Raw genomic sequence first — 12645 nt, 5'->3', positions numbered from 1 at the left:
GGCCGAAGCCTCAGATTTGCGACAACTCCGAGATGATCGACCTATCGACATCGTTGATGTCACGCTTGCCGCAGAGTGCCATGGTGACGTCCATTTCCTTGCGCAGGATGCTGAGAGCCAGTGTTACGCCTTCCTTGCCCATCGCCCCGAGGCCATAGAGGAAGGGGCGGCCGATATAGGTGCCCTTGGCGCCCAGTGCGACTGCCTTCAGCACGTCTTGGCCGGAGCGTATGCCGCTGTCGAGATGGACCTCGATCTTGTCGCCGACCGCATCGACGATCCGTCCCAGCATCGAGATCGACGAAGGAGCGCCATCGAGCTGGCGGCCTCCGTGGTTGGAGACGACGATGGCATCGGCACCGGTTTCTGCCGCAGCCCTTGCATCTTCGACGTCCAGGATGCCCTTGAGGATAAGCTTGCCGCCCCATTGCTTCTTGATCCAGGCGACATCGTCCCAGGAGAGCTTGGGGTCGAACTGTTCGGCCGTCCAGGATGACAGGGAGGAGAGGTCCGATACGTTCTTGGCGTGACCGACGATGTTGCCGAAGGAACGGCGCTTGGTGCCGGCCATGCGCAGGCACCACATCGGCCGCGTCGCCATCTGGTAGATGTGCTTCGGAGTGAATTTCGGCGGTGCGGACAGGCCGTTGCGCAGGTCCTTGTGGCGCTGGCCAAGGATCTGCAGGTCTGCCGTCAGCACCAGCGCCGAACAATTTGCGGCCTTGGCGCGGTTGATCAGGTTCATCACGAAGTCCTTGTCCCGCATCACGTAGAGCTGGAACCAGAAGGGCTTCGTCGTCACCGAGGCGACATCCTCGATCGAGCAGATGCTCATGGTCGACAGGGTGAAGGGCACGCCGAACTCTTCTGCGGCGCGCGCCGCCAGCATCTCGCCGTCCGCATGTTGCATGCCCGTCAGTCCGGTTGGCGCCAGTGCCACCGGCATCGACACCGTCTGTCCGACCATGGTCGTCTGCAGCGATCGGTTCGTCATGTCGACCAGAACCCGCTGACGCAGCTTGATCTTGTGGAAATCGCTCTCATTCGCGTCGTAGGTCGACTGCGTCCAGGCGCCGGAATCGGCATAGTCGAAAAACATCTTGGGAACGCGGCGCTTCGCCAGGGCCTTGAGATCGGCGATCGTGAGCGGTGTGGACATCAAAACTGCCTTCATGGGTAAAAGGTGGCTTCGCCTATGCATAATTCCGGCGATTTTGCTGGCCGAATTTCTTCCGCTGCGAGCGCCGGGTCAAGGGCAAATGCGAGCTTTGGTGCCGACTCCGGGGTTGTCTTCGAGAAAAGCAGTTTCCGCATGGGTAGTCCCTGTGAAAGCGGGCAAGGTCTGCCCGCTTTCATGTTTGGCTGGTGACGGCTCAGAACTCTTCCCAGGAGGCGTTCTCAGCGGCGGCCGATGCACGTCCGCCAAAGGCGCTGGCGACCTTGCGGCCCAAGGCTCGCGCGGGAGAGGGGGCGGGGCGGGATGAGGCGGAGACGCTGCGAACAGCAGGCTTGGCGCTGACAGCCTCGCCGCCGACATTGAAGCGGGCCAGGAGTTCGTTGAGCGATGCAGCCTCGCGGGCCAGGCTGTGGCTTGCGGCGGTCGATTGCTCGACCATGGCGGCATTTTGCTGCGTGCCCTGATCCATCGTGTTGACGGCGGTGTTGATTTCCTGAAGGCCGACGGATTGCTCACGGGTGGACTCGACCATCGCATGGATATGGCGATTGATCTCCTGAACTTCGGTCACGATGACCTCGAGCGCCTGACCCGTCTGGCCGACGAGTTGGACGCCGGAGCGAACGTGCTCGCCGGAAGCCGTGATAAGCGCCTTGATTTCCTTGGCGGCCTTGGCAGACCGCTGGGCCAGTTCGCGGACTTCCTGGGCAACGACGGCGAAGCCCTTGCCTGCTTCTCCGGCGCGGGCGGCTTCGACGCCGGCATTGAGGGCGAGAAGATTGGTCTGGAATGCGATCTCGTCGATTACGCCGATGATGTTGGAGATTTCCCCCGACGACCGTTCGATCTCGTTCATGGCGATTACCGCCTCCCGCACAACGGCACCGGATTTTTCCGCGCCGTCTCGGGCCTTTGATACAAGGTTTCCAACTTCCTCCGCGCGGCGGCTCGAATCCTTGACTGTGGTGGTGATTTCCTCGAGGGCTGCTGCAGTTTCCTCAACTGAGGCCGCCTGCTGCTCGGTTCGCTTCGACAGGTCATCGGCAGCGGAGCGGATTTCGTTGGCGCCGGCGTCAATTCCACGCGCATTCCGGCCGACGTCCTGCAATGCTTCCTGCAAGTTTGCGACCGAGCCGTTGAAATTGGCGCGAAGACCATCGAGGTGGCTGACGAACGGTGTTTCGATGCGATAGGCGACATCCCCGCTGGCCAACCGGTCCAGCCCTGCGCCCAGCTGATCGACGACGAACTGCACGTTGGCTGCTTCCTCCGCTTTTTGTGCCTCGCGTGCCATCCGCTCGCGCTCCGACATGCTGCGGTTGCTCTCTGCCTCGGCTTCAAGGCGAAGGCGCTCGATGGCATTGTCGCGGAACACGGAGACAGCCTCTGCCATCTGGCCCACTTCGTCGCGGCGATCCTGACCTTCGACCGGGGCCTCGGTATGCCCTTGGGCCAGCGACGTCATCCGGTCGCGCAGGCGAACGATCGGTGCTGTGATGCCTTTCGCGGCCACGAATAGAGCAGCCAGGATACCGAGCGCGAAAGTGATCCCGACAACGGTCAGGGACGTCAAGATCGTGTGGTTGGTCTGCTCCGTGAGCTCGTCGCTCTTGGCGCCGACCGCCGCAATAATTTCATCGTTGAGCGCTACTGTATCCATGGCAACGGGAGTGATCAGGCTGTCGGCCTTGCCCATGAGGGCCTTGGCTTCGTCGCTCTGGCCCGCCTGGCTCGCACGCACCGACGCGTCTGTCAGGGCAATGATTTCCTTGATCCTGACGATCAGCGCATCGACCTGCCGGGCGCGATCAGGAAGACTTGTCTTCACGAAATCCAGCTTCCCGAAAAGCTGCGACTTGCTGGTTTCGTAGAGGTTTACAGCCGCGCCGAAGGCTGGATCCTTCGCGGAGTAGGTAAGTGCCCGATAAGCATTGTAGGCGGTCGCACCCAGGTTGCGGTTTGCCCTTGCCATTTCGACGGACGCAACGTTGTCGGTCGCAATAAACTTGGAGTAATCCGTATCGGCGGCCTTATAGCGGCTTGCGACGAAAGCCGTTGCTCCAACGCCGACGATGCAAAGCGGGATAATCAGCGACAGGATCTTGGTGCGGATGCTGGCGTTCTTGAGAATTGACATTTGTCCTCGGAGGAGTGGGCGGGCAACGAATGGGACGCAAACGTCGGCAGCAGGAGGCGATGCCTCCCGCTCTTGACGAAGCGAGCAACTCGGGGGTCCGGCGAAATGATGAGTGAAATGGCAAGCGGCAGGTGCCATCATGGCGGCCGAAAACGATCCCTTGCCGCTGAGACCATTAGGTCAGCTGGCTTTAAATAAGGGTAAATGCTGACTTGCTTTATAAGAGCTTTTTTAAATTTGGTACCAAATAGTCACAGTGCTGTCTTTGACGCCACGCCGGCAACATAGGTCTCCGCAATGGCCCGGTCGTCGCCCATGGTCTGCAGGAGGAAAAGCTCCTCGACCAGGCTTTTCACCACCTCCATTTTCAACGCCATGGCAGGCGTAGCCGCTGCATCGAGAACCACGAGGTCGGCGTCGCTGCCGGGGTCGAGCGTGCCGATGCGGTCGGCAAGAGCAAGCGCCTCGGCGTTCCCAAGCGTCATGTGGTAGTAGCTCTCCAGCGGGTTCAGCCGTTCGCCAAGCAACTGCTGGATCTTGTAAGCCTCGTCCATGGTGCGCAGCATCGAGTAGCTCGATCCGCCGCCAATATCCGTGGCAACACCGATGCGAACCGGCTTTTCACGACGTGCCAACGCCTTCAGCGGAAACAGGCCCGAGCCGAGGAAGAGGTTGGACGTCGGGCAATGCACGGCGATCGCGCCGGCCTCGCTCATTGCATCCGCCTCGCGCTCCGAGAGATGGATGCAGTGACCGAACAGCGTCTTGTCGCCGAGCAGGCCGTAGCGGGCGTAGATGTCGGTATAGTCTAGCGCCTCGGGGTAGAGTTCTGCGGTGAACTTGATCTCGTCGTGGTTTTCCGACAGGTGGGTCTGGATGTGCAGCTCGGGGAATTCGCGGGCCAGAGCGCCTGCCGCCTCCATCTGCTGCGGTGTCGAGGTGATGGCGAAGCGCGGCGTGATGGCGACGTGGTTGCGACCCTTGCCGTGCCATTCGGCGATGACGGCGCGGGTCTCGTCATAGCCGAGCTGCGGCGTATCGAGCAGGCCCTGAGGGGCGTTACGGTCCATCATCACCTTGCCGCCGACCATGCGCATGTTGCGCCGAAGCGCCTCGCGGAAGAAAGCGTCGGCGGAGGTCTTGTGGACCGAGCAATAGGCAACGGCAGTGGTCGTGCCGTGGCGGATCAGTTCGTCGTACAGATGGGTGGCAATGCGCTCGGCATGGGCGCTTTCGACAAAACGGCATTCCTCGGGGAATGTGTAGGTGTTCAGCCATTCCAGCAGATTGGCGGCATAGGAGGCGATGACCTGCATTTGGGGAAAATGCAGGTGGGTGTCGATGAAGCCCGGCATGATCAGGTGTGGACGGTGGTCGATTTCGACCGCATCGACTGGAGCCTTGGCCTTGATCGCATCGTAGGGGCCGCGTGCGACGATCAGGCCGCCTTCGAGCAGCAGGCCGCCATCGCTTTCGTAGACGTAGCTTCCGGTGTCGGAGAGGTCGTGCGGCGCGCGGCTGAAGGAGAGAAGCCGGCCGCGCAGAAGTGTGGAGGTCATTGCGTCTTGCCTTGATTGACGGAGCTTTCGAACCAGGCGACCAGCACCTTGCGCTCCTCCGGCGTCACGTCGGTGACATTGCCCGGCGGCATGGCGTGGCTGCGGCCGGCCTGGATGTAGATTTCGCGGGCATGCATGGCGATCTCGCTATCGGTCTCGAACATCACGCCCTTCGGTGCCCGAACGATCCCCTCGTAGGCGGGTTCTGCCGCATGGCACATCGAACAGCGCGTCGTAACGATGGCCTTTGCCGCCGGGAAATGGGCGTCAGCGGCGAACTGCTGGAAGGCCGGCGCGACGGCTGCTGCGTCCTTATCGCCGGACAGGATCTTCGGCACCGTCGACAGCCACATGATGACGATGAAGAGGATGACGGTGACGAGCCATGTCCAGGTCGGACGGCCCTTGCGGGCGTGGGTGGTGTTGAACCAGTGGCGGATGGTGACGCCCATCAGGAACACTAGTGCGGCGATGATCCAGTTATAGGCCGTGCCGAAGGCCAGCGGATAGTGGTTCGACAGCATGAAGAAGATGACCGGCAAGGTCAGGTAGTTGTTGTGCAGCGAACGCTGCTTGGCGATGACGCCGTATTTCGCATCCGGCGTGCGGCCGGCGATGAGGTCGGCGACGACAACGCGCTGGTTGGGCATGATGATGAAGAAGACATTTGCCGACATGATCGTCGCCGTGAAGGCGCCGAGATGCAGGAAGGCCGCGCGGCCGGTAAAGAGGTGGGTGTAGCCCCAGGCCATGAAGACCAGCACGACGTAGAGCAGTCCCATCAGCACCCAGGTATTCTTGCCGAGCGGCGACTTGCAGAGCTGGTCGTAGACGATCCAGCCGACGGCGAGCGACGCAAGCGAGATCAGGATAGCGACGGGAGCGCTGACATCGAGGACATGCCGGTCGATCAGAAAGAGGTCGGCGCCGCCGTAATAGACGATCGCCAGCATGAGGAAGCCGGAGAGCCAGGTGAAATAGCTCTCATATTTGAACCAGGTGAGGTGTTCCGGCATGCTGGCCGGCGCCACCAGGTATTTCTGCACGTGATAGAAGCCGCCGCCGTGCACCTGCCATTCCTCGCCATAGGCGCCTGCAGGCAGATTGGCGTGCTTCACGAGGCCGAGATCCAGCGCGATGAAATAGAAGGACGAACCGATCCAGGCGATGGCGGTGATGACGTGAAACCAGCGGGCCGCAAAGGCCAGCCATTCCCACGCGATGGCGTATTCGTACATATTCGTCCCCTGTCGCAGTCGCCCCACATTGGAAAATTTTCAGCGCGGAGGGAAGGGGAAGGCGGCGAATACCATGCTGTTTGTTGCGCCTGCGAACACGCGGCGGGAAGATGTGACGGTTCGGTTACAGTTGCAGGTGAGACGCGTGCCGAGCGATTGCCGATGGCGCCTGCCTTTCATGCGGTCGTGCCGTGAATTGCGGTCATCAGCCAGTTTCGGAAGGCTCTGATTTTCGGCGTGTTGCGCCGGCTTTCGGGATAGGCCAGCCAGTAATCGTGGCCATCGTCGCAAACCAGCGGAAAGGGCTGCAGCAGCCGTCCGGAGGCCAGATCGTCCCGGTAGAATTCGGGTGTCAGGATAGCCACCCCCTGGCCTGCAATTGCGGCGCTCGCCTCGAACGACTGCGCGCCCAGCCGGCTGCGGGGCCGGCTTTCCAGGTCAGGGTTTTCTACGCCCGCCGCCTTGAACCAGATAACCCACCAGGGATCGCCGGCATCGATGATCCTGAGCTTCAGCAGGTCTTCTGGCGCATGGATCCCGCCAATGTCCTCCGCAAGGCGTGGGCTGAGCATCGGGGTAAAATCGACCTTGATGAGCCGGTTGGCAGCAAGACCCTGCCAATTTCCGCCACCGCTTCGGATGGCAACGTCCGCAGTTTCGCGGCTGAAATCGATGAGGTCATCCGAGGTCTTAAGCCGAACGGCGATTGTTGGATGAAGAATTTGAAACGAGCCCAGATTGCGCGCGAGCCATTGCGACGCAAATGTCGGCGTCGAGTGAATGATCAGCGTCTCCTCGGCAGCCTCCCTCACGGACGCCATCGCCTCGTTCAATATCCCGAAGGCCTCGGTCACCTTTGGCAGCAGCCTTAGCCCGGTTTCGGTGAGGCTGATCTGCCGTGGTCGGCGCAGGAACAGGGCCTCGCCGATATTCTCCTCGAGCAGCTTGATCTGGTAGCTGACGGCCGTCTGCGTCATGCCGATCTCTTCGCCCGCCTTCGTGAAGCTGCCCAGCCGCGCCACCGCTTCGAACACGCGCAGCGCATTGAGGGGAAACTGCCTCGATAACTTCATGGATCAGTTCTCTTTATGCATGCAGACGGTTGTTCGATTGGAACTGCAGCATTTTCGGCGGCACACTGCAATCCCTGAGATCAATTAAACAAAGGTGAAGTCATGGCCTGCAATGCAGTCTCGCCGCTTGGAATGGCAAGACGGAGGATATCAATTCGTGGAAAATTGCTGCACTTTTTTACCAGACTGTTGCCTGCTGGCGGGAAGCTAGACCTCGATGCCACGCCGGACCGCGTCAAGCGCGATCTCGGTTTCCTCGACGGTCGCGATCCCCGCTATCGGGACCCATGGCTGCGGTAAGAGGTGAGCGCGGTCAGGATTTCGGCTGCGGTCATGGCGGCGATGACTTCGGGGCGTTTGTCCTTGACGGTGGCGCCGCCGATGGGCAGCGTCAGGCGCCCGAGCGAGGACTTGTCGCCGCCTTCGCGTGCCAGCCAATGGGCAAAGGTGGCGCGCTTGGTGGCCGATCCGATCATTCCCACATAGGCCAGATCGCTTCGTGCCAGAGCCTCCCGGGCGATCAGGAAATCGAGCGCGTGGTCATGCGTGAGGATCAGCACCACGCTGCCGGGTGGAAGCTCAGCAACTAGCGCCTCCGGCATGGCGAGCAGCCGTGTCGCGGTGCCATCGGGCAGCTCATCCAGTTCTTCCCTGCGGGTCTCGACGACGAGGGTTGCGACCGGCAACGGTTTCAGCGCCGCCGTCAGCGCCCGCCCGACATGGCCGGCGCCGAAAAGCGTCACTTGCGGGAAGGCTTCCGCCTCCCTATCCAGCCGCCTGTGGAGGTCCGCGATCGTCTCTGCACTGGCGAGACGGCAGCGCAACTGCGTCCGGCCACCGCAGCACTGACCGATCTCAGGGCCAAGCGGAATATCCATCACCTCGATGCCACCGCCGCCGAGCATCGCCCGCGCATTGGCAATCGCCAGAAACTCAAACTGCCCACCACCGATGGTGCCCCAGATGTCGTGTTGCGAAACCAGCATGAACGTGCCCGTCTCGCGCGGAACAGACCCTTGCGTGCCGGTGATCTCAATGAGGACGGCAGCGGGATTTTGCGCGAGGAAGGCGGCAAGGGAGGGGATCATGGCCTGGCCTCCGGATAGACGGAGAGCATCAAGGAAGTCCCCCCGGTCTCCCTCATTCCTGTGCCAGTCACAGCAATCCAGTGCGCCCAAGTCTTTGGGCGCGGGGGGCTTATCGTGGCCCGGAAGAGCATCCCCTCACGGCGCAGACGCGCCATGGCTGGATTCCTGTGACGAGCACAGGAATGAGTGAAGAGGTGAGTGTGCCGTAGATTTATCGGTGTGATGCGCAAGCGGCGGATCCGGACAATAAGTGCAATGCGGCCGTCCCCGGCGTACAAGGAGAGAGGGGAACAAGCGCCTCCCACTACCCTCATTCCTGTGCCTGTCACAGGAATCCAGTGCGCCCAAGTCTTTGGGCGCGAAAGATCTTCTGTTGCTAGTGGAAGCGTGCCCTCACGGCGCAGACGCGCCGTGGCTGGATTCCTGTTGCCAGCACAGGAATGAGGGGAGGTGTTGATTTGCCGAGGGTTTTTCGGTGCGGCTTCGGCTTCCCGGCACGGTTGTTGCGGTCCGGGGCGGGATATCGGCAAGTCGTTCGTCCTCATCGGCCTTTCAGCCGCTCTACGGCCATCAGCACCCGCTCGGGCGTAGCGGGAGCGTCGAGTCTGGGGCAGAGGCGGTAGTCGGCGACGCTGGCGATGGCCATGGAGAGGGCTTCGAGCACGGAAACGCCGAGCACGAAGGGGGGTTCGCCGACGGCTTTTGAGCGGCCGATGGTCGGCTCGCTATTTTCCGACCATTCGGCGAGCTTGACGTTGAAGATTTTCGGCCGGTCGGACGCGAGCGGGATCTTGTAGGTCGAGGGCGCGTGGGTGCGCAGGCGGCCCTTGGCGTCCCACCATAACTCTTCCGTTGTCAGCCAGCCCATGCCCTGCACGAAGGCGCCTTCGATCTGGCCGATGTCGATGGCCGGGTTCAGCGACCTGCCGACATCGTGGAGGATGTCGGTGCGGTCGATCAGATATTCGCCGGTCAGCGTGTCGATGGAGACTTCCGAGCAGGCGGCACCATAGGAGAAATAGTAGAACGGCGTGCCACGCCCTGCCTTGCGGTCCCAGTGGATTTTCGGTGTCTTGTAGAAGCCGGCGGCGGAAAGCTGGACGCGGGCGAAATAGGCCTGGTTGATGAGATCGGGGAAGGGGATCTCGATCTCGCCGACCCGAACCCGGTTCGGCAGGAATATGACGTCTGCCGGCTCGACATTCCACTTAGCGGCAGCAAAGGCGACCAGCCGCTCCTTGATCTGCCGGGCTGCATCATAGGCCGCCATGCCGTTGAGGTCGGAACCGGAAGAGGCGGCCGTGGCCGAAGTGTTCGGCACCTTGGCCGTTGTCGTCGCGGTGATCTTTACCCGCTCGATGTCGACCTGGAAGGCCTCGGCCAGCACCTGGGCCACCTTGGTATAGAGGCCCTGGCCCATCTCGGTGCCGCCGTGGTTCAGGTGGATCGAGCCATCCTGATAGACATGCACGAGCGCACCGGCTTGGTTGAACGCGGTCATCGTGAAGGAAATCCCGAATTTCACCGGCGTCAGCGCGATGCCCTTGCGGATGTAGCGGCTGCTGCGGTTGAATTCGACGATCGCCTGGCGACGGCCCCGGTAGTCGGCGGAGGCTTCGAGTTCGTCGACGAGACGGCCGATGATGTTGTCCTCGACCTCCTGGTGATAGGGGGTCAGCGTCCGGCCGGAGCCTGGCTGACCGTAGAAATTCAGCTTGCGGATATCCAGTGGATCCTTGCCAACAGCATAGGCGATCTCCTCGATGACGCGCTCGGCGCCGACGATGCCCTGCGGCCCGCCGAACCCGCGAAAGGCGGTGTTCGAGACGGTGTGGGTCTTCAGCGGCTTTGAGACCAGATGGACGTGCGGGTAGAAATAGCTGGAATCGGCATGGAAGAGAGCACGGTCGGTGACCGGGCCGGAGAGATCGGAGGAGAAGCCACAGCGCGCCGCAAAGGTGGCGTCGAGCGCGTGGATGCGGCCGTCTTCGTCGAAGCCGACCTCGTAATCGACCAGGAAATCGTGGCGCTTGCCGGTGGCGATCATGTCCTCGTCGCGGTCTGGGCGGAACTTGACGGCGCGGTTGAGTTTTTTCGCGGCGATGGCGGCGAGCGCTGCAAACTGGTTGCCTTGAGTCTCCTTACCGCCGAAGCCGCCGCCCATGCGGCGAACGTTGACGGTCACGGCGTTGGACGGAATGTTGAGGACGTGGCCGACGATATGCTGGATTTCGCTCGGATGCTGGGTCGAGGACCAGACGGTCACCTCGTCGTCCTCGCCGGGGATAGCCATAGCGATATGGCTTTCGAGATAGAAATGCTCCTGGCCACCGATCCGCATCTGGCCCTTCAGCCGCTGCGGTGCCTTTGCCATCTCGGTCTCGGGTTCGCCGCGCTTGAGGGTCATCGGCTCGTAGACGACGGGGCCGCCGTTGGCCAGCGCGCCATCGATGTCGCTCCAGTGCGGCAGGTCGCGATAGTCGATCTTGGCCAGCCGTGCGGCGCGGCGCGCAATCTCGCGCGTCGTGGCGATGACGGCGAAGATTGGCTGGCCGTGGAACTCGACCTTTGTTTCGGCGAGCAGCGGCTCGTCGTGCTTGCCGTTCGAACTGACGTCGTTAATCCCAGGCACGTCGGCGCCGGTCATCACCCAGATCACGCCGGGGACGGCGGCAACGGCGGAAAGGTCGATGCCCTCGATCTCCGCATGGGCCCGGTCGGACAGGCCCAGCGCCCCGTGCAGGAGGTTGGCGGGCTCCGGAATGTCGTCGATGTAGTCGGCAGCGCCGGTGACATGCTTGTGAGCCGAATCATGCTTCAGCGACGCGTGCATGGCGCCGTTGATGATCTTGCGCTTCTCGAATGTGGATTTGTCCATCACGCCATCTCCTCGAAGCGCCTGAGTTCCTGCGGTTCGCCCGTGGTCTCAAGATAAAAGCGCAGCAGCAGGTTCTTGGCCGTCAGCTGTCGGTATTCGGCGGTGGCGCGCCAGTCGGTCAAGGGCTGGAAGTCGGCATCGAAGGCGGGACGCGCCGCCTCGACGGTGGCCTCGGTCCAGGGTTTGCCGATCAGTTCGGCCTCGACGGTGCGGGCCCGCTTCGGCGTTCCGGCCATGCCGCCAAAGGTGATGCGGATGTCGTGAACGTCGTTGTTAGCGTCCAGCGTCAGGTAGAAGGCACCGAGCACGGCGGTGATGTCCTCGTCGCGGCGCTTGGTGATCTTGTAGACGGCGAATTTGGCATCGTCGGCCGGGTAGGGCACGAAGATGCTCTCGACGAACTCGTCCGGATGCCTGTCCTGCTTGCCGTAGGCGATGAAGAAGTCTTCCAGTCGCAACTGGCGGGTTCCTGCAGCGGAGCGCAGCTTGACGGTGGCGCCGAGAGCGATCAGCGGCGGCGGGCTGTCGCCGATCGGCGAGCCGTTGGCGATGTTGCCGCCGATGGTGCCCATATTGCGCACCTGGTCGCCACCGATACGGTCGATCAGCCGGCCGAGTGTCGGTACGCGGGAGGCGATAGTCTCGAAGGCGCGCGTATAGGTGACGCCGGCGCCGATGGTAAAGCCGCCGTCACCTGAGGTGATCGACTGCATTTCGGTGAGATGATTGATGAAGACCACCGGGTTCAGTACCCGCATCTGCTTGGTGACCCAAAGGCCGACATCGGTGGAGCCGGCAACCACGGTGGCATCCGGCTCCTGTGCCAGGATGCGGGCGAGATCGTCCATGGAGCCGGGGACGATCACGCGCTCATCGCCCGAAGATACGGTGATCGTCTCGCGGCTCTGCAGCGCCCAGAGCCGTGCCATGATGTCGGCTCGGGTCTTTTGCAAAGGATCGAACAGCGCGCTCGGGCGCAGCAGGCTCACCTGTTCGGCCGCCTTGACGATCGGCTCGTAGCCGGTGCAACGACAGAGATTGCCCTGCAAGGCCTTCTCGATGGCGGCGCGGCCTGGCTTTTCGTTGGCGAGCCAGAGGCCGTAGAGCGACATCACGAAACCGGGGGTGCAGAAACCGCATTGCGAGCCGTGACAGTCGACCATCGCCTGCTGGACGGGATGCAGCGTCCCGTCGCGGGCGGCCAGATGCTCGATAGTGACGACATGGGTGCCGTGCAGCGAGCCGACAAAGCGGATGCAGGCGTTGACCGATTCGTAATGCAGCCCGCCGTCGATCAGCCTCCCGACCAGAACCGTGCAGGCACCGCAGTCGCCCTCGGCGCATCCTTCTTTGGTGCCGGTCATGTGCCTGCCGATGCGCAGGAAATCCAGCAGGGTCTCCGTCGGCCGCAGGCTCGACAGGGCGATGTCCTCGCCATTCAGGATGAACCGGATCGTGTCGTTCATGGAGCCTCTTGCCGTTTGTCATAAACTTT

9 protein-coding genes are annotated in these 12645 nt (G+C 62.3%); 1 reads left to right on the top strand and 8 read right to left on the bottom strand.

The window, feature by feature from the left end; genetic code table 11:
* Window positions 1-10 precede the first annotated feature (10 nt).
* The 5 genes from EQW76_RS05580 to EQW76_RS05560 all read right to left on the bottom strand — a co-directional run bounded on the left by EQW76_RS05580 (window position 11) and on the right by EQW76_RS05560 (window position 7184).
* The gene (locus EQW76_RS05580) at window positions 11-1159 is read right to left on the bottom strand and encodes an alpha-hydroxy acid oxidase (RefSeq protein ID WP_142823420.1); all 1149 of its coding nucleotides are present in this window, start codon (window positions 1157-1159) and stop codon (window positions 11-13) included.
* Between the two features lie 214 nt (window positions 1160-1373).
* On the bottom strand, window positions 1374-3314 hold the full coding sequence (locus tag EQW76_RS05575) for a methyl-accepting chemotaxis protein (RefSeq protein ID WP_142823419.1): 1941 nt from the start codon (window positions 3312-3314) through the stop codon (window positions 1374-1376).
* Window positions 3315-3565: 251 nt separating this feature from the next.
* On the bottom strand, window positions 3566-4873 hold the full coding sequence (gene guaD, locus EQW76_RS05570) for a guanine deaminase (protein WP_142823418.1): 1308 nt from the start codon (window positions 4871-4873) through the stop codon (window positions 3566-3568).
* The gene (locus EQW76_RS05565) at window positions 4870-6111 is read right to left on the bottom strand and encodes a urate hydroxylase PuuD (RefSeq protein WP_142823417.1); all 1242 of its coding nucleotides are present in this window, start codon (window positions 6109-6111) and stop codon (window positions 4870-4872) included. The genes guaD and EQW76_RS05565 overlap by 4 nt, the downstream gene beginning before the upstream one ends.
* Before the next feature lie 176 nt (window positions 6112-6287).
* Window positions 6288-7184: a LysR substrate-binding domain-containing protein gene (locus EQW76_RS05560; RefSeq protein WP_142823416.1), complete on the bottom strand. Its 897-nt coding sequence runs from the start codon at window positions 7182-7184 to the stop codon at window positions 6288-6290.
* Between the two features lie 102 nt (window positions 7185-7286).
* Between EQW76_RS05560 and EQW76_RS29625 the strand changes: the two genes are divergently transcribed.
* Window positions 7287-7484: a hypothetical protein gene (locus tag EQW76_RS29625; protein WP_142823415.1), complete on the top strand. Its 198-nt coding sequence runs from the start codon at window positions 7287-7289 to the stop codon at window positions 7482-7484.
* Here EQW76_RS29625 and xdhC read toward each other — a convergent pair.
* The 3 genes from xdhC to xdhA form a co-directional block, all read right to left on the bottom strand.
* Window positions 7460-8272: a xanthine dehydrogenase accessory protein XdhC gene (gene xdhC / locus EQW76_RS05550; protein ID WP_142823414.1), complete on the bottom strand. Its 813-nt coding sequence runs from the start codon at window positions 8270-8272 to the stop codon at window positions 7460-7462. The two genes, EQW76_RS29625 and xdhC, sit on opposite strands and share 25 nt — an antisense overlap.
* A 541-nt stretch (window positions 8273-8813) precedes the next feature.
* Window positions 8814-11150 (bottom strand): xanthine dehydrogenase molybdopterin binding subunit, encoded by a 2337-nt coding sequence (gene xdhB, locus EQW76_RS05545; RefSeq protein ID WP_142823413.1) that lies wholly within the window; start codon window positions 11148-11150, stop codon window positions 8814-8816.
* Window positions 11150-12616, bottom strand: a complete 1467-nt coding sequence (gene xdhA, locus EQW76_RS05540; RefSeq protein ID WP_142823412.1) for a xanthine dehydrogenase small subunit — start codon at window positions 12614-12616, stop codon at window positions 11150-11152. The genes xdhB and xdhA overlap by 1 nt, the downstream gene beginning before the upstream one ends.
* Window positions 12617-12645 lie beyond the last annotated feature (29 nt).

Origin of the sequence: Rhizobium sp. rho-13.1, from assembly GCF_007000305.1 — a bacterium.
GTDB classification, from domain to species: domain Bacteria; phylum Pseudomonadota; class Alphaproteobacteria; order Rhizobiales; family Rhizobiaceae; genus Rhizobium; species Rhizobium rhododendri.
This window is presented reverse-complemented; position numbering and strand designations above follow the sequence as displayed.

What these genes read in the sequence shown, in the direction of transcription:
- EQW76_RS05580 (WP_142823420.1), bottom strand. Translation starts at nt 1,159, where the DNA reads ATGTCCACACCGCTCACGATCGCCGATCTCAAGGCCCTGGCGAAGCGC.
- EQW76_RS05575 (WP_142823419.1), bottom strand. Translation starts at nt 3,314, where the DNA reads ATGTCAATTCTCAAGAACGCCAGCATCCGCACCAAGATCCTGTCGCTG.
- guaD (WP_142823418.1), bottom strand. Translation starts at nt 4,873, where the DNA reads ATGACCTCCACACTTCTGCGCGGCCGGCTTCTCTCCTTCAGCCGCGCG.
- EQW76_RS05565 (WP_142823417.1), bottom strand. Translation starts at nt 6,111, where the DNA reads ATGTACGAATACGCCATCGCGTGGGAATGGCTGGCCTTTGCGGCCCGC.
- EQW76_RS05560 (WP_142823416.1), bottom strand. Translation starts at nt 7,184, where the DNA reads ATGAAGTTATCGAGGCAGTTTCCCCTCAATGCGCTGCGCGTGTTCGAA.
- EQW76_RS29625 (WP_142823415.1), top strand. Translation starts at nt 7,287, where the DNA reads ATGGCCTGCAATGCAGTCTCGCCGCTTGGAATGGCAAGACGGAGGATA.
- xdhC (WP_142823414.1), bottom strand. Translation starts at nt 8,272, where the DNA reads ATGATCCCCTCCCTTGCCGCCTTCCTCGCGCAAAATCCCGCTGCCGTC.
- xdhB (WP_142823413.1), bottom strand. Translation starts at nt 11,150, where the DNA reads ATGGACAAATCCACATTCGAGAAGCGCAAGATCATCAACGGCGCCATG.
- xdhA (WP_142823412.1), bottom strand. Translation starts at nt 12,616, where the DNA reads ATGAACGACACGATCCGGTTCATCCTGAATGGCGAGGACATCGCCCTG.